This is a genomic window from Peribacillus sp. P4_C12, assembly GCF_056402095.1.
In genome coordinates, this window is sequence record NZ_JBFUIB010000574.1 from 1 (window position 1) to 2,161 (window position 2,161).

The window sequence follows — 2,161 nt, forward strand, 5'->3', positions numbered from 1 at the left end:
ACATAACCAAACGGACCCTATCTGTAATAGAGTGCAGCGCGGTAATGCAGAACGATCTTCCACCTAACAGGTGGATTTACTTCTATTACAGGGTTGCTACGCAACTTTTTTTATAAATTGAGGTAATTTACTTATTATAGGAATCTAAACGATACTGAGAAATATGTTACAAAAGCAACTTAAATATCAACTTTTGAATAACGACGAACTAAGTATTTGCTTTGGTCTGACTAGACGATTTGAATTTGATAGTAGATGTCTACCGTTATCGCCACTGCCTCTTACCAAAGAGGTAGAATGATAGGTATTTATTTCTTTGCAATATCCAGAAATACTTATCCAAAAAAAGCGTACGAAGAATTTAATAATTTAGTTTTACCTGCCATGGATTCAAGAACAAACAACAAAATCAGTTACAGCAATTTTAGGTATAGAAGAATTAATAATCGAACGGAATGGAAAAAAACATATATTTCATAATGTGAGATTTCTATAATAACCATCTAAAGGTAGGTGGAAGCGACGTCTTCTTCAACTAAACGGTGCTTTAATTCAATATCAGGAGAAGGTCAGCAGCACTTTTATGGAACTAACGGGGGCTTTAGCAGAAGAAGGTTCAATGAAATAATCAAACTTTTTTCAAAATGGAGTCTTTGCGTTAACAACCAAATAAAATTTAGTGACCTACTTTTTATCAAACTTTATTACAAAGCTACAAATACAGGCGGAGCAAATTGACTCCGTCTTTTTTGTCCCCATCTCTATTAGTTTTTGAACTTCTATMTAATAGTACCTTTCAATTTTGCATGCTATATCATGTTACATACATTCTTTATGAAGAATTCTAAAACCCCTTTATCATTTTTTGTTTAAAATGAGACAAAACGAGACAACAATCTCATTTTGTCTCGTTTTGTTTCTTTAGAAAATAGATAAATTCCTAATATAGCGAATTTCCATTTTGGCACGTAAATTGCACTATATATTATTGACTCATTATTAAGATTGGGGGCTGGAATATGGAAACGATTCAAACTAAAGAAATTCAGTTATCACAGGACAAGGCTTATTGGATGTACAAAAAAATGCTTGAGATTAGAAAATTCGAAGACCAAGTTCATGAATCATTTGCTAAGGGAATATTACCAGGATTTGTTCATTTGTATGCTGGGGAGGAAGCGGTGGCAGTAGGCGTGTGTGCCCACCTTACAGAAAAGGACAGCATTACAAGCACTCATCGGGGTCATGGTCACTGCATCGCTAAAGAATGCGACCTTAATGGGATGATGGCTGAAATCTACGGGAAAGTAACAGGGCTTTGTAAAGGAAAAGGCGGTTCCATGCATATAGCCGATTTAGATAAAGGAATGTTAGGCGCAAACGGTATTGTCGGAGGAGGCTTTCCACTTGCTTGTGGTGCAGCATTAACTGCCAAGTATAAAAAAACTGATCATGTAAGTGTATGTTTTTTTGGAGATGGTGCTAATAATCACGGCACTTTTCATGAAGGGATCAATCTTGCGGCTATTTGGAATCTTCCTGTTGTTTTTATTGCTGAAAACAATGGTTATGGTGAAGCCACACCTTTTAATTATGCTTCCAGTTGCAAAACGATAGCCGATCGTGCGATAAGCTACAATATCCCGGGAGTTCGAGTGGATGGGAAGGATGTAATTGCTGTTTATCAGGCAGCAGAAGAAGCAGTTCAAAGAGCTCGCAGAGGAGAAGGTCCTTCATTAATAGAATGCGTAACCTATAGAAATTATGGACACTTCGAGGGCGATGCTCAGAAATATAAAAAAGAACAAGACAAGAAAGAACATAAACAAGAAAAAGATGCTATTGCTCAATTTAGAAAATACTTACTAAATCAGAATCTGTTAGCTGAAACTGAATTGGTTTCCCTCGAGAATTCAGTTGAAGAGGCGATTAAACAAGCTGTTAAGTTTAGTGAAGAAAGCCCATATCCAGAGGCTTCCGATTTATTAAACGATGTTTATGTATCCTATTAAACAATAAAAGGAGGAATTGAGATGAGTAGAAAAATCAGTATGTCACAAGCAATAAATGAAGCAATGGCGCTCGCAATGAGAAAAGATGAAAATGTCATTCTTATGGGAGAGGATGTAGCCGGCGGAGCAGAAGTTGATCACCTTCAAGA

General features: G+C 36.4%; 1 protein-coding gene and 1 pseudogene. Both read left to right on the forward strand.

Annotation, left to right across the window (positions count from 1 at the left end):
* Positions 1 to 1,019: 1,019 nt before the first annotated feature.
* A complete protein-coding gene (locus AC1DUW_RS26645; protein ID WP_053346096.1) occupies positions 1,020 to 2,012 on the forward strand; it encodes a thiamine pyrophosphate-dependent dehydrogenase E1 component subunit alpha in 993 nt (330 codons plus the stop codon).
* Positions 2,013 to 2,033: 21 nt separating this feature from the next.
* Positions 2,034 to 2,161, forward strand: a pseudogene (locus AC1DUW_RS26650) (alpha-ketoacid dehydrogenase subunit beta); the annotation flags it as partial.

Coding starts and splice junctions, on each gene's coding strand:
- AC1DUW_RS26645 (WP_053346096.1), top strand. CDS start 1,020: ATGGAAACGATTCAAACTAAAGAAATTCAGTTATCACAGGACAAGGCT.